The following is a 21,114-nucleotide window of genomic DNA, read 5'->3' on the forward strand; positions in this document are numbered from 1 at the left end:
TTACATCAACGGAAGCGGTAATTCAACGTCGCGATGAACGTGCGGCCAAGACCCGGCACCGCGCGTCCGCCGTCGGACGGAATCAGGGCGTCGTAGTACTTCTTGTCGAACATGTTCTGCACGTTGAACTGGATATCGTAGCGCTTCTGATGATACGCGGCCATCACGTCCCAGCGCACGTAGCCGCCCACCTGGACCAGATTGTTGTTCGCCGCATAGCGCGACGATACATACGACGGCCCGCCGCCGACCTGCCATACCGGCGTGAAGTCATACGTGGTCCACAGCGTGAGCATGTGATGCGGCGTGTTGGCGAGCTGGTTGCCCTGCGTGCCGTCGAAGGCCTGCAGGATCGTGCCGTCCATGTAGGTGTAGCCGCCGAACATCTGCCACTGCTTCGTGATGTGACCCGCCACGCCGAGCTGATAGCCGCGCACGCGGACGTTGCCGTCGAGCGAGTAGCTGCCGTCCGAGGCGAGCGTTCGCGCGTTGGTTTTCTCGATGTTGAAGAGCGATTGCGTGATCGACAGGCCGCCGTTCAGCAGATCCCACTTCGAGCCGACTTCGTAGGACTTGTTGTGCTCGGGCGGCAGGTTCTGCTGGCCGCTGGTGAGCGTGAGCGCTTCCAGCGACGGATCGAACGACGTGCCGTACGACACGTAGTACGACTGCCAGTCAGTCGGCTGCCACACGACGCCGGTGCGCACGCTCGTGAAGTAGTTCGTCTGCGTCGCGTAGCCCGGCGCGTTGATCGAGTTGTTGATGGCCGCCTCGTAGCGGTCCCAGCGCACGCCGCCGATCCACTTCCAGTGCTCGCCGATCGAGATCGTGTCGTTCAAATAGAGGCCGATGCCGTTCGCGCTCGATTCCGCGAGATTGGTCGCCACCTCGCGATAGTTTGCGGGACGCGGCACGTAGGGCGGATTGACGAGCGGCACGATCGCGAGCGTGTTCGACGGCAGGCCCGGCGTGGTCGCGGTGAAGCTCTGGTTGCTGTACGTTTCGTGGCTCAGATCGACGCCGGCGAGCATGTCGTGCTTGAGGAAGCCGGTCGCGAACTTGCCTTGGACATCGGTCGAGTTGTAGACCGAGTGATCGTTGATGTTGCGGTCCTTGCCTTGCAGACGCACGAACAGCGACGACAGCGGCAGTGTCGTGTAGTTGCCGTTCGAGAGCGCGGGCGAGGTGCCGAGCGGTCCCGTCAGCACGGCCGCGGCGTTGGTCGCGCGCGCCTCGGTGCTGTAGTGGCTGAACTGCGTCTGGTTGCGCAGCGTGAACATGTCGTCGAAGCGATGCTCCACGCGCGCGTTCACCGTCTGCACGTCCTGGATCGTGCGGTCGTCGGTGAAGCCATAGAAGGTCTTCGTGTCGACGGGCGCGGGGTGGCCGTTCAGCGGCGGAATGCCGTAGTCGGGCTGATCGCGGTTGTGCTGGATCAGCGCGGACAGCGTCACCTGGGTCGGCGTGCCGATACCGAACTTCACTTCGGGCGCGATGCCGAAGTCCTTGTTGATCATCTCGTCGCGCGTCGAGCCGAGCGACTGGCCGAACGCGTTGACGCGAAACGCCGAGGTATCGGTCATCGGCTGGTTGATGTCGACCGTCGTGCGATAGCGGTCATGCGTGCCCGCTTGCAGCGAGACATCGGCGCGCGGCTTCATGTTCGGCTGCTTGCTGACCTGGTTGATCACGCCGCCCGTCGAGCCGCGCCCAAAGTACAGCGACGACGGGCCGTACAGCACGTCGATCGATTCGAGGTTGAAGGTGTCGCGATAGTACTGGCCGCGATCGCGGAAACCGTCGAGATAGATGTCCGTACGCGCCGAGAAGCCGCGCAGGTTGATGTTGTTGCCGATCTGGCCGCCTTCGGCCGCGCCGAGCGTGACGCCCGGCACGTTGCGCAGCGCGTCCGCGAACGAGCTCACCGCCTGCGAATTCAGCACCGCCTTCGGCACCACGACGACAGCCTGCGGAATGTCGCGCAGCGCGGTCGGCACCTTCGCCCCGACGCTCGACGTGTCCGGCTGGAAATCGGGCGCGTCGGCCTGGCCCGTCACCTTGACGGCGGGCAGGGCGGCGGTTTCGGGTGCGGCGGTGTCGTTCTGGGCGGGAGCCGCCTGCTGCGCGATTTGCGATGAAGGCGCGTTCTGCGATGCGGCCTGAGCGGCCTGCGGTGCGGTCTGGGCGTAAAGCGGCGCTGCCATGGGCGCGACGGCAATAGTTACCAATGCCGCGGCGAGCGGCGTCTTTCTCAACATGTCGTTTCCCCGATGCTTGTTAGTGAAATCCCAATCGGCAGCGAAGCGGGTTTTCGCGTGCCGATGTTTGATCGAACCGAGATCAAAGCGGAGCGGGCGACGTCGTCGAGAAGAACCGGCGGCGGCGCCCTGTAAGCGCCCGTGGATCGCGACGGGCTTCATTGTTTCAGCCTGGCGTTGCGATTCGGTTAAATGCGAATCAGTATCATTACATTTCAAGAAACATTTGGAAAGAAACACCTGCCGCGAAGAGGCTTTTTTTCCGGTTACCGTGACGTCGGCGCAACGAAAACAAGTGTGAAGATGCGGGGTCTGGGTGCTGCGCGATGGACCGTAGAGGCCCGTGGGACGAGGTTTTGAGCGAAGATGCGCGCCGGCGAGTGCGGCGACGGATTCAATCCGCAAAGATTGCGGACAAAAAGTGGCGGATTACTTTTTTACCGCGCGTGGACACGGAGTTCAGAACCCGGCGACGCCGGACGTCACGAGCGCATAAGGCCCGATCGTCAATTGCTGCCTGAGGAAGTCGATGCACACGCGGATCTTCGCGGAATGCGACGAGCGCGCCGACGTGACCGCCCACACGTCCGCGCGCTGCCGGTAGGCGGGCAGGACGGGCACGAGCCGGCCATCCTGCAGGCTGGCGGCGACATCCCAGATCGAACCCATCACGATGCCGAAGCCTTCCTCGGCCCATTGCCGCACGATGTCGCTGTGGTTCGATGCGATCGGCCCCGTGACCTTGACGCTTTCTTCGCCGTTCGGACCGGAGAGACGCCAGACGCCGAAGCGCTGATCGCGTCCGCGAAAAAGCAGGCAGTCGTGGTGCGCGAGTTCGGCGAGCGTCTTCGGCGCGCCGCGCCGTTCCAGATACGCGGGCGCGGCGGCCAGCACGCGAAAGCTTTCGACAATCTTGTGCGCGATCAGATGCGGCTCCAGCACCTCGCCGACGCGAATGTCGATATCGAAGTTGTCGCCGAGCAGATCGACGCGCCGGTCGAGCAGTTCGAGCCAGATTTCGAGGCCCGGATGACGCCGCCTGAGCAAGGTGAGGGCGGGCGATACGTGCTCGCGCCCGAGCCGCAGACTCGTGCCGATGCGCAAAAGCCCGCGCGGATCGTCGAGTCCGGCGAAGGCATCGGCCATGCCTTGCACGTCGTCGAGAATCTTTTGCGCCCATTGGAAGGCCGCTTCGCCGTCGCTCGTGATCGACACGCGGCGCGTCGTGCGCATGAAGAGCTTGACGCCGAGGCTCGTCTCCAGCATTGCGATGCGCTTGCTGACGTGCGCCGGCGAGATGCCGGTCTCGGTGGCCGCGGCGATGAAGCTCGAGCGCCGCGCGACGATGCAGAACAACTGCAGGTCGCGCAGGAACTGGTCGTTGTTCGCGACGAGCGCGCTTTGGGTTTTCATTCGGCTGATCTTGCGGTTGCGCCCGCTTGCGGCAGTGGGCTCAAGCCTAGCCGCAAGCGGAGCGCGCGCGCAAGAACATCAGTTCGACAGCGACAGATACGGCGAGCTGAACGCCTGAGGCGGGAACACGGGGACCGCGCCGCTCTGACGCGTGAAGCTGTAGCGCACGTACACGGCGGCGAGCCACTCGCGATACTGATACGCGTTGCCGAACGATGCCGTCGCGCCGAACGCGAGTTGCGGCGCGAGCTGATACTCGCCCGTCGCGCTCAGCGAATACGACACGCCCGTCTTGCTCTGGCTCGGATAGACCGCGCCCGCGTCCGGCGTGGCGCCGGAGTTCGCGGCTATCGACTGATACGTCGAGTTCGTCGGGAAATAGTTCGACGCGTCCTGACGATAATGCTGCACGCCGATCGAGCCCTTCAGATCGTAGGTGAAGAGTCCCGTACGTCCCGCATATTCGACCGGGAAGTTCAGGATCACGTACTGCTGCGGGCTGAAGTAGCCGCCTTGACCATACGTGAAGTACGACAGGTTCTTGTCGTAGTGCATGAGCGTGGTGTTCGCGCCGACGGTCAGCGTCTGGTCCGCGTCCTTGAACAGGCGCGTATAGATGCCGCCGCCGCCCTTCACCGCATTGTTGGTCGCGACCTGATTGCCGTCCAGGAACTGATACGCCGCGTTCAGGTAGACGCCGCTCGTGCCGTCGTCCCAGCCGAGGTCGGCGCGCGCGCCCGTCGATGTCACGCCGCCCCATTCGAGGTTCGCGCCCTGATCGCGCGTGCCGGCGTAGGAGAGCAGGCTGTCCGTCACCGCGCGGCGGGCGACCGCGAGCGAGTACGACACCTTGTCGCTGATCGCGTTCTGATACTGCAATCCGCCGACGACATTGGTCTCGCGAAAGCCGAGCGGCGTCGTGCCGACATCGCCCTTGAAGTTGCGATTCTCATAGCCGACCGAGAGGCCGACGCCCGTCGCCGTCTGCGAGCCGTAGTTGTTGGTCGGCGGATTGGCGATCGCGCCCCGACCCGATCCGAAGCGCGCGAGGGTGTTGGGCTGGCTGCTCGCGGTGCCGGCATCGAGCGTGACGGGCGTCGCGCGCACGATCACGTGTCCGTTGCCCGCCTTGATGCGGCCTTCGATGGGCGCTTCGATATCGGTCAGGTTCGAGAGGCCGTCTTCGCCGTCGCGGCTGCGGAAGATGAGGCCGCCCGATACCGTGCTCGCCTGCTCGCGATTGATCTGCGCGAGTTCTTCCGCGACGCCCGCGGTCTGCGAATTCGCGACCGGAACGGGCGCGCCGCCCGCGCTCATCGTCGCGGCCGCGGCGGCGCGCTGAGCGGGCTGCGTCTGCGAGGGATAGTAAGGCTGTGCGTAGCCCGCCGGCGGCTGCGGGATATACGGCTGCTGCGCGTACTGTTGCGGCGGCGCGTAATAGGGCTGCTGGCCGTAGGGCGCCTGCGGGTATTGCTGCTGCTGCGGCGGCGCGCCGTATGCGTAGGGATCGGCGGGACGCTGCGCCGTCGTCTTGCGCGATGACGCCTGCTTCTTCTTCGTCGTGCTGGCTGCGGGTGGTGGCGCGTAGGCGTTCGACTGCGCATCGCGCGCGCCGGGCGACATCGGCCAGGGCGCCGCGTACGGGTCCTGGGCGGCGTACGGCGCCTGCTGCGGATAGGGCTGCTGCTGCGGATAACCCTGCTGCTGCTGATAACCCTGCTGCTGCGGATAACCCTGCTGCTGCGGATACGGCTGATACACCGGCGGTTGCTGCTGATACCCCTGCGCCGGATACACACCCGACGCACCCGCATCCTGTCCCGGATAGGGCTGCAACGGCGCGCCCGATTGCCCGGAGCCGTACGTGTCCGGACCATATCCACCGCTCTGAGCCGGACGCGGCACGGCATTGGGCATCGTCGGCGGAGCGGAGGAAGGCGCCACGTAAGGCGTCGTATAAGGCGCGGGCTGAGGAGGCGGCAGATAGTTCGGCACGGGCTGCGAGTAACTCTGTGGAAGGACCTGACGATAGGACGCGCCCGATGCGAGCGCCGGATTCGACGCCGTATCGACGGCCGTCTTGCCTTCGAACGGATTGGTGCCGGGCAGCGGATTCGAGCCGATGCGGCTCATCGCGCTTTCCCAGCCCGGCGGAACATTGCCGCGACCCTGCGCGGACGCGACCTGCACCGGCGTATTGGCGGCGATGAGCGAGCGCTGCAGGAACTGCGCGGCGAGATCGAGCTTGCCTTGCGCGCGATACATCCGGCCGATCGCGGCGAGCACGCCGGGATCGTTCGGCGCGGCTTCATACGCCTGATTCGCGTAGGTCTCGGCCAGCTTGAAATCGCGCATGCCGCTCGCGGCAGACATCGCCGCCGTCTGCAGACCGATATCCTCGGGACGGCGCGACAGCGCGTTCTGATAGCAGGTGAGCGCGTTGCGGTCATCGCCCGCCGACGTGTACATGCGGCCGAGCGCCGCCTGCAGATCGGCGTTGTCGGGCATCGCGGCGAGCCACGGCGAGATCACGTCGTAGGCGGCGGCGAGATCGCCTTGCCTGCGCACGACATCCGCCCGCGCCACCACGATACCCACGTTCAGATTGTTGAAGTCCGCGCGCTGCTGCGTGGTGAGCGGCATCGACTGAAGCCGGCGCATCACGGAGCCGAGTTCGGCGTCCTGCTGCGTCGCCGACAGAATGCCCGCGTATTGCAGCAACAAGCCGGTGTCGTTCGGCGCATTGGCGATCGCCCCGCGCACGAGCGCAAGCGCCCGAGCCGGATCGCCCGCCTTGACATACGCCGACGCCACCGCGCCCATCAGTTCCGCGTTGCCCGCCGCGACCGGCTCGGCGCGGCGCAGGATCGCGAAGGCCTGCTGACGCTGGCCCGCCGCGGCGGTGCGCGTCGCGAGTTCGGCTTGCTGCTGCACCCACAGACGATGCTGCAACGCGGTCATCGCCGGCGTGCGCTGCGCGGCGGGAATGCGGTCGAGTTGAGCAAGCCCCGCCGACCAGTCCTGCGTTTCGGCTGAGAGCAGCGCGCTCGCGTAGAGCGCGTCGGTCATGTCGGGATGCGTGGCGAGCAGGCCATCCATCATGCTGCGCGCATTGCCGACCGCGCCCTGACGCACGTAGATGCGCGCGAGGTCGAGCCGCAGCCACGGATCGTCGGGATTGTTGAGCAGCGCGTCTTCGAAGAGACTGCGCGCCGCGCCGAGATCGCCACGCGCTTCGGCGGCGCGCGCCTGCGCGGCCTGCGCTTCGCCGCGCAGCTTGTTGATGCCGCCCGCTTTCGCCTGCTGCTCCGTGTTCAGGCGATTGGCGAATTCGAGCGCCTCGTCGCCGCGACCCTGAGCCGCCAGTGCGCCGACGAGCCCGCGGATCGCATCAGGATTGTCGGCCTGACGGCGCAGCGCCATGCGATACGCCTGTTCCGCGCCGCGCGGATCGCCGTTCGCGAGCAGCATTTCGCCGAGCAGCACCTGCGCGGTGACATCGGACGGATTGATCGCGATCGCGCGCTCGAAGAGCGCCTTGGCCTGCGCGATCTGGCCGTTGCTGCGCGCGCCGATCGCATCGCTCGTATAGGTCCAGTACGTCGCGCTCGTGAGCGCGTCTTTCCAGCGCGCCGGATTGCCGGCCCGCGACGCGCGTTCGAGATACGTGCGCGCTTCCGCGAAACGCTCCTGCTTGAGCGCCGCGACGCCCATGCCGCCGAGCGCGTCGGCATCGTTCGGATCGCTCGCGAGCACCGACGAGAAACGTGCGCGCGCCGTCACGAGATCGCCGCGATCGAGCGCGGTGAAGCCTTCCGCGACGGTGCGCCCGCGCGCATCGACGGCGGCGCCGGCCTGCGCGCGTTCGCGGGCGGACTTGTCCTGCAGAACCATCGAATCGAAGCGCGCCTTCACGGCGGCGTCGTCGGGCGAGACTTGCAGATAAGCCTGATAGAGCGGCGCATCCGATGCGCGCGCGCCGAGCCACAGCAGCGCCTGCCGCCAGCTCTTTTTCGCATCCGCGCCGACGGAACTGTCGCCCGACAGCTTGGCGAGCCGTGCGATGCCGTCGCGCCGAGTGGTATCGCGATACGTCAGATGCTGCGCATAGGCGAGCTGATAGCGCGGATCGTCGGGATTCTGGCGCGCCAGTTGTTCGAGGCCGCGCCGCGCTTCGTCCCAGCCTTGCGGCGTGGCGGCGAGCGCCTGGTAATACTCCAGTTGAAGCTCGGGCGTCGCGGGCTTGCCTTCGATCGCGCGCTTGTATTCCTGCACCGCCGACGCGCTTTGTCCGCTTTGCGCGAGACGCCGCGCGTCGTTGACGGTCTGATCGCGCGAGCTGGTTTCGCCCAGACGCCGGCCGAGTTCGTCGATGTTCGGGTAGTTCGGCGCGACCTGACGCAACTGCGCGAGATACTGCTGCGCGCCGCTGCCGTCCTTGCGGTCGGCGAGCACCATGCCCATGCCGAAGAGCGCGTCGGGCTGTTTCGGATTGATGCGCAGCACCTTCTGCCACGCCTGCTCCGCGAGGTCGCCGCGCCGGTGCGCCTGCCAGTACTTGCCCTGATCGATGAGCACCGTGAGCGGATCGGTCGCGGCCTGAGCGAAGGCCATTGCCGGTGCGGCGCAGAGCAGCGCCGCGATGACGCGTTTGCGAGTCCGGATCAGCATGCGCTTCTCCAGTTCGGCGACAGACGGCCGTTTTCATCGAAGCGATAGCGCCCGTCGACGAAACCGCCGCCGAACAGACCGAGCACGCGGTCGTAGTAGACCGGCTCGCGCCCCGCGCCCGGCGGCGCGACCAGCGCTTCGAGATGCGTGCGCGCGAGGCCGAGGCCGCGTTCGTCGTTCAGCGCCTTGAAGTACGGCGCCAGCGCGCCCCAGTACGACAGCGGACCTTCGCCGCTCGCCGCGCCGCTGATGGTCGATACCTTCTCCGGCGGAAAACCCGTCTGCGCGACGCTCTGACGCATGCCGCCGAGCGCATCGAGCCACGCACGCGCGAGCGGGTCGCTACTCGACGCCATGCCGGCCCACAGATACACGCGGATCGCGTCGTAGCTGCCGACATCGCCATTCTTCGGATCGACGACGAACTGGCCGTTCTGGTAAGCGGCCCAGTCCGGCGCGTAGCCGCGCGGCGACGTGACCCTGATCATCTTCGCGGCGTTCTGCGCGAGCTTCGCCCACGGGCCGTCGGGCATCTCGTGCGCGAGGCCGCGCAGGACCGGCAGCGGCAGATAGCTTGGATTCAGACGCGTGATGTCACCCACGCGAAAGCCTTGCGGCCCCGGCAGGAGCATCGGACCCAGCCCCGGCAGATCGGCGATTTCCTGCTTCACGATCTGCGTCGCGAGCGCATAGGCGAGCTTCGTGTACATCGGCTCCTTCCACAGACGACCGGCCTGGAAGAGGTCGTAGGCGATCCACAGGTCCGAATCGGAGGCCGAGTTCGGATCCATCACGCCGAACGAGCCGTCCTGCCTTTTGCCCCATTGCCACGCGGGCAGGCGCAGGTTGTTCGCATCGAACTGATTGGCCGACAGATTCGTGCGCGTCCAGCCGAGCAGCCGGTCGAACGTCGCGCGGTCGTTCGCGACGAGCGCGAAGAACATCGCATAGGACTGTCCTTCGGACGTGGTCTGCTGCGCGTCGGTGGAGCGATCGACCACGCGGCCATCGGCCTGCACGACGCGCTCGACGAAGAGGCGATACGCGGGCCAGTCGCATTGCTGCGCGGCCTGCGTGCCTGCCGCGGACGCGGCGATGAATGCACCAGCGAAAAACTTGGCGGTGGATACCCGCATATCAGTCCCTCAGACGCCGTGCAGCGATCGAGCGCAGCGCACGGTAGAACAGGGCGGCGATGATGAGCGCGGCGAGCACGCCGCCGAGCACCAGCAAAAGCGGATGCGACGACAGCGCCCAGCGCATGTAATGCATCGGCGACAGATGGCCGACGTAATACGCCTCGCCGTTCGACGTGACCGTCACGGTGCGGCCGTGGATCACGGCCATCGCGCCCTGGATGGAAGGCAGCAGATCGTTGTCGAGCAGGGCGGCGGACAGATCGGCGTCGGACTGTCCGGCCGCGCTGATCAGCGCCACCGCGCTGCGCCCGCTCTTCAGCGGCGATTCGAAGCCGGTCAGGAGCGCGTCGCCGTTGGAGCTCACGAGCGACAGGTCCGCCCGCGCGGGCGAGCGTTCCGGGCCTTGTTCGCCATGCCACCAGTCGACGAGCTTGAACGCGACATCGGAGAGCTGGAAAGTGCGCGCGTCGCCGTCGCCGGAGAAGGGCATCTGCTTGGCCCAGCGCTGCAGGAGCGGCTGACGGCCGGGCGAGCCGAGGATCAGCAGATCCTTGTCGGCGAAACGGTCGACATCGCCCGCGCTCGTCACGGTGACGCCCGTCACCGGATAGCCCGTCGATGCGCCCATGCGGCCCATCTCCAGCAGATACAGGCTGTAGTCCGCCGAATTCGGCTCGTTCGGCAGCACGACCGCCGTCTGCGAGAGATCGGCTAAGCGCGTGAACGGAAAGCCGCCGTTCGCGAACGCGGCCAGATCGGGCAGCGCCATGTAGTGCGGGAAGCCGGAAAGATCGATGGTCGAATTCGGATCCACCGCGCCGACGACGTTATCCAGCACGCGCCCCTGGCATTCGCCGGTCTTCGGAATGTCGTAGTAGAAGTGCAGGCGCAACTGCGCGCGCGGCGTGATGAGCAGCGGCGGCAGATAGATTTCGCGGCGCGCGGCGACGGTCTTGTCCGGCAGCACGCGGCTGAAGTACTGGCCGAGATCGAACGTCGATGTCGACACCGCCGGAATGCGCAGCGACTGCACGAAGCCGTTGTTCACGCTGATATTGAGCGACGAGCGATCCGGCGCCGGCCGCACGGTATAGCGATAGCCGAGGTCGACCGGCACGCCCTTCGTCTGCCACATGAAGAGATCGGGCGGCACGCGCAGGTTCACGCGCACGGCGTCGGCATCGTAGCCGTGGGCGGTCAGATCGCGCGCTTCCGCGAGTTCGCCGAAACGCACGGGGCGATCGGTCGGCAGCCAGTTCGGCGCGTCGTACGGGCGGCGCGGCTGCAGGTCGGTGAACTGCGTGATCGTCGCGCTCGTGCCGGACAGCGTGTTCTGGCCGACGCCGAGCGCCTTCGCGGCGGTCTTCAACTCGTTGTCGTCGCGGCCGAGCACGAGCAGGAGGCGGCCACGCGCGCTCGCGTCGCGTTCGACGAGCGCGATGGTCGGACCGGAAACCGGCGGAATATCGACGCCCGCGATCTTCGTATCGCCGGTGGCGAACACCACGGCATTGCCCGACAGCGGCACGTTATCGGTCTGCGCCGGGAAAATCGCGCCGCGATAACCCGCGAGCGAGCCGAAATACGACGCGACCATGCCCGCCGATTCCAGCGCGGCGAGACTCGGCTTGCCCGCGAACACGAACGGCAGTTCGAGGCGGCGCACGTCGCGGCGGTCGAAGAACGGCTGCGGCAGCGCGGCGAGATCGGGCTTGTTCGCGATCGACGCATACGTGAGATCGAGCGAACTCGCATTGCTGACGGTCGCCCAGAGCGTCGAGCTCGACGGGTCCTCGCATTGCTGCGTGTAGTGACCGATCAACTGTACGTTGAGGTGATTGAACTCCGTGATGAAGCGCGGATCGATCGCCACGTCGCGTGCGACCAGCACGCCGGCCTGATCGCGCGGCACGGGCAGCGTCGCGGCCACTTCGCCGTTGATGAGCACCTTCAGTTGCGAGATCGAGGGAAGGAGCGACGGCGAATAGCTATAGATCAGATGCAGGATCGCGCCGGTCACGACTTCGTCGCCGCGCACCGAGAACGCGATGCCGTTCTGGCCATCGGTGCCGCGCAGTTGCAGCGGATCGAGCGCGCCGTAATCGGCGAAGGTCAGTGTCTGACGGCGTCCGCCGGGCACGAGCGTGCCGGGATCGGCGGTCGTCGGGATGCGCGAGGTGAGCGGCTTGTCGGGCTTGCCGGAGAACGCGGGGACGGGCATCGCGAGCGCCGGTTGCTGAATCGACGCAGGGTTGTACACCATGGCCGGACTCGGCGCGGGCACGGCGCCGACGCCGGTCGCCTGCTGCGCGGCGCCCGCCGTGGCATTGGCTTCCGCGGCCGCCGCGATGGAAGCGAACGGCGCCGCGAATGCAGTCTGCAAGGCCATCAAGACGGCCAATGCACGCGCAAAAGGTCTTTCGCAAAAACGCGGCGCGCGCTCGCCCGTTTGTTTTTCAACGCGCAACTTCGACATACCCGTGCCCATTATTGGTCTTTGGTTTTCAGCTTCTTCACATCGACTGGGCGCTTATTCATCCAGGTACGAAGGTCGCTGTACAAATGCTCGAACAATCCCGCAATGCCGCGCGTGCCCACCAGCAGCACGTGCGACAGGCCGCGCAGCGGCGTATCCGGGCGGCGTCCCTCGGACCAGCCGGTCCAGGCATCCGCGCGCGCGAAAGTCGTCTTGACGAAGTCGTATTCCTGCTCGCGCGTGAGTTGCGAGAAGCGCAGGCCGACGCGGCCCGGCTCGGTATAGCCGACGGTCGCCGGGAACGCATATTCCTCGTCGCCACGGAAGAGGGAGACGGTCACGCGCTCGTGCATCGGCACTTCGAGCTTGCTCGGCAGCGCGACGCCGACGCCGCCTTCCGAGTAGTCGATGGTCTCGCACGCGAGCGTGCGGCCGGTCGAGAACTTGAGCATCACGGGCATCTTCATCGTCACGCGATGCGTCGCGCGCACCTGCTTGCGCTCGCTCGCCGCCGCCACCGACGCGCCGAGAATCAGCATGTTGTAGACCGTCCAGCAGAGATTGAGGATGGTCGTGTTCACCTCGCTGCGGACATGCCAGTACATGACGATATGCACGACGCCCGCGACGAAGCCGAGCAGGTTCAGGAGCAGCAGGAACAGATACGGCCGCGAGATGTACCAGTCGAAGTAATCCTTCGCGATCTGCCCGCCCTTGGCCGTCACGTTGAACTTGCCGAGCTTCGGGTTGATGACCGCGAGCAGCGTCGGCGCGGTGATATACGACGCGAGCACCGACTCATACACTTCGGCCCAGAACGAGTGGCGGAAGCTGCGCTGCATGCGCGAATTGGTGATGCTCGCGTGCATCATGTGCGGCAGCGCGAAGATCGCGATGGTGCTCGCCGCCGCTTCGATCACGTGCGCGCCGAAGAACAGATACGACAGCGGCGCGGTCAGGAACACGAGGCGCGGCACGCCGTAGAAGAAGTGCAGCATGCCGTTCAGATAGCAAAGCCGCTGGCCGATCTTGAGACCCTTGCCGGTGAGCGGATTATCGATCCGAAAGATCTGCGTCATGCCGCGCGCCCAGCGGATGCGCTGGCCGATATGCCCCGAGAGGCTCTCGGTCGCGAGGCCCGCCGCCTGCGGAATCGCGAGATACGCGGTCGTATAGCCCAGCCGATGCAGCTTGAGCGCGGTATGCGCGTCTTCCGTCACGGTTTCGACCGCGATGCCGCCGATCTCTTCCACCATCGAACGGCGCAGCACCGCGCACGAGCCGCAGAAGAAGGTCGCGTTCCAGAGATCGTTGCCGTCCTGGACGAGGCCGTAGAACAGCTCGCCTTCGTTCGGCACCTTGCGGAACGTGCCGAGATTGCGCTCGAACGGATCGGGCGAAAAGAAGTGGTGCGGCGTCTGCAGCATCGACAGCAGCTTGTCGCGCAGAAACCAGCCGAGGCAGATCTGGAGGAAGGAGCGCGTCGGAATGTGGTCGCAGTCGAAGATCGCGAGGAATTCGCCCTTCGTGATCTTCAGCGCCTCGTTGATGTTGCCGGCCTTCGCGTGACGATTGTGCGTGCGGATCGTCCAGTTGACGCCGACTTCCTCGCAGAACGTCTTGAACTCGGGACGGCGGCCGTCGTCGAGGACGTGGATCGCGAGCTTGTCGGCCGGATAGTCGAGCGCGAGCGCCGCGTAAATCGTCGGCTTCACGACCGAGAGCGGCTCGTTGTACGTCGGGATGAAGACATCGACGGTCGGCCACTCGCTGCGGTCGGCGGGCAGCGGCAGCGGCTTTCTCTTCAAGGGCCACGCGGTCTGGAAGTAGCCGAGCAGAAGCACGAGCGACGCGTAGACTTCGGCCGCGACGAGCAACAGACCCCACGCGGCGTCGAGCGGACGCTCCCAATAAGTCGTTTCGGTGAGACGCCAGAACATGTAGCGGCCCGACGCGACGATCGACAGCATGATCATCACGAGGGTCGCGTACTGGCCTTGCAGGCGTCGAAAACCGAGCGCGCAGACGAAGCAGATCGTCGCGAAGGCGAGCTGCTGACCGAACGCGAGCGGCACCGTGACGACGAAATACAGCGCGAACGCGGCGAAGATCGTGAGGAGGATCACGAGGACGCGGCTGCCCCAGATGCCCGCATCGACGAAACGTTCGAGGCGCGAGGTCGCGACGCTGACCTCGGTTTCGGGCGAGGGGATCTTGGTGGAACTCATGCGAGCTTCCTCGACGAAGCAGCCATCGCATCGACGGCCGAGAGGAGCCAGTCGCCGCACGCGCGCAGATCGGCGGCGGCTTGCGAAAGCGGATCGTAATGAATGAGCGTCGTGTCGCACGCGAGCGACTCGGAGACGCCTTCGTCCTGATGAATTACGCCCGGGAACAGCTTCGTGCCGAGCATGTTGCGCAGCACCTTCAGCACGTCCTTGCTCAACTGACGCGACTGATCGACCTGATTCACGACGTAGCCTTGGCCGCCGAAATCCTGGCGCGGCGCGGCATAGGCATCGACCATGCGCTCCATGCCGGGAATCGCGGCATAGGACGCGGCATCCGCCAGCACGACGTTCAGCGCGAAGTTTGCCGCGGTCAGCGCGGTGCGCGTGTAGACGGACGAGCCCGGCGGCGTGTCGACGATCACGATGTCGCTGGCGTCGAGCGCGAGCGACTGGAGCGAATGCGCGAGCCACGCGGGATCGTTGTCGACGAGCGCCTCGAAGCGGCGGCGATCGTCCTCGATCACGGCGCCGTAGGGCAGCACGGTCACGCCATCGACGCCGTCGAACATCACCGTTTGCCACGGGTCGCCCGCGAGCGTCGCGCGCGAAATGCCGTCGATGCTGTCGAGCGGAATGCCGAAATGCAGGCGCAGCGCGTTCTGCGGATCGAGATCGAGCACGATCACGCGACGGCTGCGCGCGGCGAGCACCGAAGCGAGATTGGCGGCGAGCGTCGTCTTGCCGACGCCGCCCTTCGCGGAAACTACCGTGATGACTTTCATGAGCGTGAGAGGCGGCTTGCGTGAGCGGCGTGGCCGGCGCCTGCGTGCTTGTTCGTGGATTCGTCGCCTTGCGGACGGGCGTGGCGCAGGCGCTCGAACACGGCGTCGAGCGAACCCGCCGGCGCGCTCGGGACGGTCGGAGCCGGCTGCCCGAAGAGCTTGCCGAGGATCGACTGCGGCGCGGCGGCCGGTTCGGACGCACGCGGCGTCGGGGCGGCGGGCGTCACCGGCGCAACTTGAGCGGGCGCGCGGCGCGCCAGAAAGTTCGAGCCGAAGGTGGTGGATGCGGCGGGGTTGGCGTCAGCCGTCACGGGCTTCGATTCGACCGGCGGCACGCTTGCGGCGGGCGTGGAGGCCGAATCCGCAATCGTTCCGGTTTCGTTCGACGCCGATGCGCCGGGCGCCGAGAAACGCAACGCGCTCAGCGACTCCGCGGCCGGCGGATTGACAGGCGGAATAGTGCGGCGATGCGGCCGCGTGAAGAGCGGCTGCTTGCCACGATGGATCGGCGTCGGCTTGTCGGCGGGCTCGCCGGACGCTGCATCCGGACGTGGCTGCGCGGCGTTCAGTTGCACGTCGCGGCGCGGCGCGATTTCGGGAATCGCCGGCTGCGCGAAGTCGAGCGTCGCGAGCAGCGGCCAGCGGGTGCGCGCCGTCTTGGCCTCGTTCTCTCGTCCGATTTCCTGATAATCGCCTGCATTGCCGCCGAAATGATCGAACAGCTTCTCGATGTCGCGCGAAGTATTCATGATGCCGCTTCCTCGTCGTGCCTATTCTTGCTGCCTGGCCGATGCTGCTTGTTTGGAGCCGCCCTTTGCGGGCGCTCGATGCCGCCGCATCGAGGCGGCGGTCGGATTGCGCTGAAGACGCTTCAGGCCGCGACGCGCGCGAGCCTGAATTCGATGGCTGTGTCGTCGCCGAACTCGCTCGCCTGCCGGATCGCGAGACCTTGCGCGCCGAGTGCGGCGAGCCACTGCTGATACGCGCCTTCGAGAAACGCGGGCGTCCACGCGAGCGCGCTTTCGCCGAAGGCGGGCAGCGGCGCGCAGTAATGCACGATGCTCAGATAGTCGCGTTCATCGGCAAGCTCGACGAAGCCCCAGTCGGTGTCGCGCCACAACGCGTTGAGCGCGTCGGCGAGCGCCGCTGTCGAATCGCAGGGCGGCAACGGCCGGGCTTCGGCGAAGCGGCTGCCCACGCGATGCATCAACTGACGCAGTTCGTTGCGCCCGATCTGCGCTTCGAATTCGTCCGCAAGGGCGGCCAGAAGGCCCCGCCATTGCCGGGAAATCTGACTGTCCAACAGGTAATTGAAAATAGCGGCCATGTTTTGGTTCGGCAGGGCGCGAGCCACAGCGCGTTGTTGATCAGTCTTGTTAACGTCGCCGCCGGCCATCCCTTTAACCCGCGAGCATTGATCCGGACGTTTGTCCAGGCGCTATTACACGTCTGAACTTACTTCAATGCGATTGTTTTCGCCAGTGGAAAGACTAGCAGCGGATTTCTTTGTCGGATCGGGCGAACAGGACGCGACAGACGACCCAATTCAGGCATTAGGCGCCGATGGGGATGGACGAAATATCGACACTGTGCGCCCGTCTCGAAATATGGGCACAGCCCCGCCCGGCGCGGCGGAGGCGGCAGTGTACCATCCCGTTAATGCACTGCATCGGGGTGTCGGCTCTGATTCACACCGATTGACTTATCGCGCAATCGCATGAGCGAAAGGCCGTCGAATTGGTTGATTGGTCGTACTAAAACGGCAGCAAATCGTTGCTATCTGGCAAGGTCGCGGTTCGCTCGAATGCCGGGCGCGGACGAAAAAAAAGCGCCCCGAGTGGGGCGCTTCGCATGAAAACTCGAACGTTCAGGGATTCGCGCGTACCGCGTCTCTGACTGCGTCCATCACGATGCCGTAATTGAGCGGGATGTCCAGCGAATCGGAGTAGCCGGGTTCATCACCGGACTCCTTTGAGACTGCGCGAATCGGAATCGGCTCGTAGGCGGTTTCGCCTGCCGGATTGTCGCGTCCTTCGATGGCACCCTGCAATTGCGGATTCTTCACGATTTACTCCTTCCGGTAATGGAGCGGCGAGGAACTGCAATATAAACCAATGTCATGACATTTTGGCGACTTCGATTTGGGAACTCGCTCCGAAACCGCTGTACACGGCGCGCCGGTAATCGCCGCTATCTTGCGTTTCGAGAGAGTGCGGGGCCTCTAGTGTAACGGCGGCGTGAGTTTCCGAAAGCGCAATTTGAATATGACAACGGTGTGTCGATATTGCGCGGAAGGGCTGGAATCGGCCCGGAAATTGCATGACCATATGTCGTTACGTATGCTTTTACAAATGACCGTGCGCTAATCGATTCTCCGATTTCGTCTGATGTGGAAACAAACGCTATCGAAAGCGCTTGTCAGGCCACGGTTTATTTTTCTACAACAAAAAGCGGCCGTTTCGACGGCGCCGGTGCGAACGCCGTAAAAGGAAAGGAGAATGTGGCATGAGCAAAATCTCGATCATCGGGGCGACGGGTAATGTCGGCAGCCGGCTGATGGAGGAAGCGTTGCGGCGTGGACACACGGTCAGCGCGATCGCGCGCGACACGTCCGGCCTCGAAAAGCGGGATGGCGTCAGCGCGCACGACGTCGACGTGCTGAATGCCGACGCGCTCGCTGCCGTGCTCGCGGGACACGACGCGGTGTTCAGCGCGACGCGCTTCGCCACCGTGTCGGAAAGCGCGATAGTCGGGCCGGTGAAACGCGCCGGCGTGCAGCGTCTTCTGGTTGTCGGCGGCGCGGGGAGCTTGTATGCGGCTCCCGGTCAGCGCGTGCTCGATCTGCCGGATTTCCCCGACGCGTACAGGCCGGAAGCGACAGCGGGCGCAGCGTTTCTGGATGCGCTACGCCGCGAACGCGATGTGGAATGGACTTTCGTTTCGCCGTCGGCCGAATTCGTGTCCGGACCGCGCACGCAAAAATTCCGGCTCGGCGTGGACGAATTGCTCGTCGATAACGGCGGGCGAAGCTGGATTTCGTTCGACGACTACGCGATCGCCTTCCTCGACGAATTCGAGCGCGGCGCGCATATCCGCCAGCGCATCACGGTCGGATATTGAGCGCGCGCGCCAGCAGAAGCGGCATCGACTGACGATGCCGCTCCATTTTCCCGCCGCTCGTCAGCCTTGCAGGTCGACTTCCATTTCCTCGGCGTTCTTCGGCATCGCGTCGGCGAGGATCATCGCGGCGGCGTTCTGCGGCTTCGGATCGCGCTGCGATGGCCGATAGACCTGATCGCCACGATGAATCGGCATCCCGGATAGCGAGCAGACGCCTTCCGCGGTCGCGGTCGTGGCGCGCCAGCCCTGATAACCGTAGTGGCATGTACCGGGATCGGACCAGTACACGAGCGCCGTCGCGCTGCTCGGACGCTCGATCACGCGCACGATCGCTTGCGGAAACGGCAGCCGATCGTCCACGTGATGCGGGTGCGTGCGGTTCCAGTCGCGCGTCAGGCGTTCCAGGAACGCGTTTTCGGCGCGCGCGGATTTCTGGGATGGTGCTGTGCGAGCGATGTCCATCGGCATCGCTTCGAGCAGGTGAACCGTCTGTGACCACGGGTCCGCTCTTTTCGAAAAAGCTGTCATGGCATTGTTCCAGGCTTTGACTCGACCTAGAACGTACGTCATTAAGCACATTCCGATAAATACTGCATCAGTGAATACACTATCCCGTTGCTGCGAATAATCGATCGAACGGAAACGAGGACCCACGCAGCGCCTTGACTGGCGGTCGTTCAAGCGGTTCGTAAGGTGGCTCGCGGACCGATGCGGACGGCATTCTCAGCCGCAATCACCCAGCGCCGCGATGGTTTTGTTCGAGATCGGCGTGAATGGTCTGGCAAGTCGGCCTGTCAGAGGCGCGCGCGGTCCCAGTCAAAGCCTCGGCTATAGAGCCTCTGCGCCGGTCCGCGATCCCTGTCTCGGACCGCCTCGCTAAGCGATCGCACGCGCTGCCGCACGGCCTCGCAGCCATTCGAGCGCAAGCAGCAGGCTCGTCGAAAACACGATGAGGATCGTCGCGAGCGCGGCGATCGTCGGGCTGATGTTTTCGCGAATGCCGGTGAACATCTGCCGCGGCAACGTCGTCTGATCGGCGCCGGCGAGAAAGAGCGTGACGACGACTTCATCGAAAGAAGTGGCGAACGCGAACAGCGCGCCCGAGATCACGCCCGGCGCAATGACCGGCAGCGTCACGCGAAAGAAGGTTTTCAACGGGCTCGCGCCAAGCGACTGACTCGCCCGCACGAGGTTGTAGTTGAAATTCTGCAGCGTCGCGCCGACCGTCGTCACGACGAACGGCACGCCAAGCGCCGCGTGCGCCAGAATCAGCCCGAAATACGTATTGGCGATGCCGAGCGGCGCGAAGAACAGATACATGCCGACGCCAACGACGATCACCGGCACGATCATCGGCGAAATGAGCACGGCCATGAGCACGCTCTTGCCGAGGAAGTTCGCCTTCGTGAGCCCGACCGCCGCGAGCGTGCCGAGGATCGTCGCGACGAGCGTGGCGGACGGCGCAACGATGAAGCTGTTCTTCGCGGCCATGCGCCACTCGTCGGACATGACGAGGTTGTGATACCAGCGCATCGACCAGCCCGGAATCGGGTAGACCAGGAACGTGCTCGACGAAAACGACAGCGGCACGATCGCGAGCACGGGCAGAATCAGATACAGCAGCGTCAGCACGCAGATGATGCGCAACGCAAAATACCAGATGCGTTCGATCGCGGACGTGTGCGGCGCGAACATCGGTTTGGCGAGTTTCATCTTTCTTTACCCCAGGCTCACGTTGGAGCGCGTGAAGCGTCCGTAGACCACGTAGAGCAGCAGTGTCGCGGCGAGCAGCAGCGCACCGAGCGCGCATGCCATGCCCCAGTTGATCGTCACGTTGGTGAAGTAGGCGATGTAATAGCTGACCATCTGATCGTTCGGCCCGCCGAGCAGCGCCGGCGTGATGTAGTAACCGATCGCGAGAATGAACACGAGCAGCACGCCCGCGCCGATGCCCGGATAAGTCTGCGGCACATAGACGCGCCAGAACGCCGCGAACGGATGACTGCCGAGCGAAACGGCCGCGCGCTGATACGTCGGCGGCACGGACTTCATCACGCTGTAGAGCGGCAGGATCATGAAGGGCAGCAGGATGTGCGTCATCGAGATATAGACGCCCACGCGATTGAAGAGCAGCGCGAGCGGCGAGCCGATCAGCCCGCTGCCGAGCAGCGCGGCGTTCACGAGCCCTTCGCTTTGCAGAAGCACGATCCACGCGGCGACGCGCACCAGCACCGATGTCCAGAACGGAATCAGCACGAGCACCATCACGAGGTTCGCGCGGCGTTCGGGCAGCGTCGAAATCCAGTAGGCGAGCGGATAGCCGAGCAGCAGCGCGAACAGCGTCACGCCCACGCCGATCACAAAGGTGCGGCCGAAGACGTTCAGATAGATCGACTGATCCGGGTCCGCATGAACGATATTGCCGAAGCCGTCCTGCTTGTGATCCAGCGACGCGAGGATATAAAACGGCGAATAGCGGCCCGCGTTCTTCGCAATCGCCTGCCAATAGACGGGATCGTTCCAGCGGTCGTCGAGTTCGATGATCTTCGCCTTGATCTGCGCGGCGGGCAGCGGCTTGCCGTCGTCGCCGTTGAGCGGCATCGCGCGCGCGGTTTTCGCAACGAGCGAGCGATAACCCGGGATTTCGGTGTTCAGACGCCGCGCGAGGGCGCCCACCGATTCGCCTTCCGAGATCGTCGTGAGGTCCTGCGCGAGCGCGGCATACGCTTCGTCTGATGGCGGCGTCTTGCGGTCCCATTTCGCGAGCGCCGCGCCGGTGTGCGGCAGCGCGTTCGCCACTTCGGGATTTTCGATCGCGCGTGTGAGCAGCGCGCCGATCGGCACCACGAAAATCAAAAACAGAAAAATGGCGAGCGGCGCGATGAGCATGAGCGCCATGGCGCGCTTCTTCGCATCGGCGATCTTCAGTTCGCGCTTCAGACGCGCGCTCGATTCGCGCGATTCTTCCGCGGGGATCGTCATGGTGTTCACGCTTGAGTCTCCTTCTTTGCGGTCGCGCTTTCG

14 protein-coding genes are annotated in these 21,114 nt (G+C 65.2%); 1 reads left to right on the forward strand and 13 read right to left on the reverse strand.

All coding sequences use genetic code 11. The features are described 5' to 3' along the window. Positions 1 to 5 precede the first annotated feature (5 nt). From QCE73_RS28490 to QCE73_RS28535, 10 genes are all read right to left on the reverse strand, one after another. Entirely contained in the window at positions 6 to 2,258 is a 2,253-nt protein-coding gene (locus QCE73_RS28490) for a TonB-dependent siderophore receptor (RefSeq protein WP_309884568.1), read from the reverse strand. A gap of 459 nt (positions 2,259 to 2,717) precedes the next feature. After that, on the reverse strand, positions 2,718 to 3,671 hold the full coding sequence (locus QCE73_RS28495) for a LysR family transcriptional regulator (protein ID WP_309884569.1): 954 nt from the start codon (positions 3,669 to 3,671) through the stop codon (positions 2,718 to 2,720). Positions 3,672 to 3,749: 78 nt separating this feature from the next. After that, positions 3,750 to 8,342: a cellulose synthase subunit BcsC-related outer membrane protein gene (locus tag QCE73_RS28500; protein ID WP_309884570.1), complete on the reverse strand. Its 4,593-nt coding sequence runs from the start codon at positions 8,340 to 8,342 to the stop codon at positions 3,750 to 3,752. After that, positions 8,336 to 9,478 (reverse strand): cellulose synthase complex periplasmic endoglucanase BcsZ, encoded by a 1,143-nt coding sequence (bcsZ, locus tag QCE73_RS28505; RefSeq protein WP_309884571.1) that lies wholly within the window; start codon positions 9,476 to 9,478, stop codon positions 8,336 to 8,338. Before bcsZ ends, QCE73_RS28500 begins: the two co-directional genes overlap by 7 nt. Position 9,479: 1 nt before the next feature. Further along, positions 9,480 to 11,969, reverse strand: a complete 2,490-nt coding sequence (gene bcsB, locus QCE73_RS28510; protein ID WP_309884572.1) for a cellulose biosynthesis cyclic di-GMP-binding regulatory protein BcsB — start codon at positions 11,967 to 11,969, stop codon at positions 9,480 to 9,482. After that, on the reverse strand, positions 11,969 to 14,185 hold the full coding sequence (gene bcsA / locus QCE73_RS28515) for a UDP-forming cellulose synthase catalytic subunit (RefSeq protein ID WP_035501569.1): 2,217 nt from the start codon (positions 14,183 to 14,185) through the stop codon (positions 11,969 to 11,971). Before bcsA ends, bcsB begins: the two co-directional genes overlap by 1 nt. Next, positions 14,182 to 14,970 (reverse strand): cellulose biosynthesis protein BcsQ, encoded by a 789-nt coding sequence (bcsQ, locus tag QCE73_RS28520; RefSeq protein WP_035501571.1) that lies wholly within the window; start codon positions 14,968 to 14,970, stop codon positions 14,182 to 14,184. The genes bcsA and bcsQ overlap by 4 nt, the downstream gene beginning before the upstream one ends. Further along, positions 14,967 to 15,719, reverse strand: a complete 753-nt coding sequence (bcsP, locus tag QCE73_RS28525) for a cellulose biosynthesis protein BcsP (protein WP_309884573.1) — start codon at positions 15,717 to 15,719, stop codon at positions 14,967 to 14,969. Before bcsP ends, bcsQ begins: the two co-directional genes overlap by 4 nt. A gap of 122 nt (positions 15,720 to 15,841) precedes the next feature. Next, positions 15,842 to 16,297, reverse strand: coding sequence for a cellulose biosynthesis protein BcsD (gene bcsD, locus QCE73_RS28530; protein WP_035501620.1), 456 nt, complete (start codon positions 16,295 to 16,297; stop codon positions 15,842 to 15,844). Positions 16,298 to 16,837: 540 nt separating this feature from the next. Further along, a complete protein-coding gene (locus QCE73_RS28535; RefSeq protein WP_035501573.1) occupies positions 16,838 to 17,035 on the reverse strand; it encodes a hypothetical protein in 198 nt (65 codons plus the stop codon). A 440-nt stretch (positions 17,036 to 17,475) separates the two neighbouring features. Here QCE73_RS28535 and QCE73_RS28540 point away from each other — a divergent pair, with 440 nt between their 5' ends. Further along, positions 17,476 to 18,090, forward strand: a complete 615-nt coding sequence (locus QCE73_RS28540; protein ID WP_309884574.1) for an NAD(P)-dependent oxidoreductase — start codon at positions 17,476 to 17,478, stop codon at positions 18,088 to 18,090. Between the two features lie 60 nt (positions 18,091 to 18,150). Here the strand turns inward: QCE73_RS28540 and QCE73_RS28545 are convergent, their stop codons facing one another. The 3 genes from QCE73_RS28545 to QCE73_RS28555 form a co-directional block, all read right to left on the reverse strand. Next, positions 18,151 to 18,618, reverse strand: coding sequence for a DUF3331 domain-containing protein (locus tag QCE73_RS28545; RefSeq protein WP_309884575.1), 468 nt, complete (start codon positions 18,616 to 18,618; stop codon positions 18,151 to 18,153). 348 nt (positions 18,619 to 18,966) lie between these two features. Next, positions 18,967 to 19,803, reverse strand: a complete 837-nt coding sequence (locus QCE73_RS28550; protein ID WP_035501577.1) for an ABC transporter permease — start codon at positions 19,801 to 19,803, stop codon at positions 18,967 to 18,969. 6 nt (positions 19,804 to 19,809) lie between these two features. Beyond that, positions 19,810 to 21,081, reverse strand: coding sequence for an ABC transporter permease (locus tag QCE73_RS28555; protein ID WP_309884576.1), 1,272 nt, complete (start codon positions 21,079 to 21,081; stop codon positions 19,810 to 19,812). Between the last annotated feature and the right edge of the window lie 33 nt (positions 21,082 to 21,114).

It is taken from the genome of Caballeronia sp. LZ029 (assembly GCF_031451275.1).
GTDB classification, from domain to species: domain Bacteria; phylum Pseudomonadota; class Gammaproteobacteria; order Burkholderiales; family Burkholderiaceae; genus Caballeronia; species Caballeronia jiangsuensis.